We start from the raw sequence: 1,140 nt of genomic DNA, 5'->3' as shown, positions 1-1,140 counted from the left end.
GAAAAGGAAACCAACTTAGATTTGTTTATAGCGGCTTTTGATGATGGCAAAAAAAGCAGCGGTAAGTTTCTCATGACCTCAAAAAACATTTTTTTGAAAAACAGCCGATTTACGATGATTGATGAAAATCGCATTAATCCTAAAGATGTTGATTTCACTAAATTGAATGCCCACTTGCAGCATTTTAAAATCAGCGGACCGGATGTGACCGTCAATATCGCAAAGATGAATTTTCATGACCATCGCGGTGCTAAGATTGATAATTTGTTGGCTAATTTTACTTACACCAAGAAAAATATTAGGTTAGAAAAGCTGGAAGTCAGAACTCCTGAATCTTATTTGAAGGGAGAAGTTGTATTGAAATACAATAGAGACAATCGAGATTTTAGTGATTTTAACAACAAAGTGAAATTTGAAGTAGCCATTGACAGCGCGACTTTATCAACGAATGATATCCGTTATTTTTACAAAGAATTAGATAAAAATCAAAAGTTCTATTTGAATACAAAAATCAAAGGAACGATGAATGATTTTTATGCTACGAACATGTATTTGCGTGACCGTAAAAATTCAATTATTAAAGGTGATGTCAATTTCAAAAACCTTTTTCCTCGTGCACCGGGATCATTTTATATGAAAGGAGATTTTGATAAAATATCTTCTAATTACAATGATTTAACCAAACTGTTGCCTAATATACTCGGGAAAAAATTACCAACCTCTTTGCAGAAGTTAGGTCAATTTCACTTTGTCGGAACCGCTGAAGTAACCCAAGAATATCTTAATGCCGATTTTGTGATGAACACGGCTTTGGGTTTGGTTGAATCGGATTTACAAATGTCTGACCTCAATAACATTGACAATGCTAAGTATAACGGATATGTTATACTGGATAATTTTGATGTTGGTAGTTTGATTAATGACAATAGTATTGGGAAAGTGAGTCTTGATTTAGAGATTAGCGGAAAAGGATTTACCCAAAAATACCTGAACACTTCATTCATTGGAGATGTTTTTCAAGTGAACTATAATGGTTATAACTACACTAAAATTTTAGTAGACGGCTCTTTTAAACAACCCATTTTCAAAGGAAAAGTCAATGTGAATGACCCCAACTTGTTTATGGATTTTGACGGAACT

Annotated in this window: 1 pseudogene; it reads left to right on the top strand. The window is 33.4% G+C overall.

The features are described from left to right. Positions 1–1,140: pseudogene (locus C0512_RS15925) on the top strand (translocation/assembly module TamB); the annotation flags it as partial.

The sequence above is a fragment of the Flavobacterium sp. genome, assembly GCF_013822155.1.
GTDB lineage: Bacteria > Bacteroidota > Bacteroidia > Flavobacteriales > Flavobacteriaceae > Flavobacterium.
The sequence above is the reverse complement of the archived record's forward strand: the minus strand, read 5'-3'. Positions and strand labels throughout refer to the sequence as shown.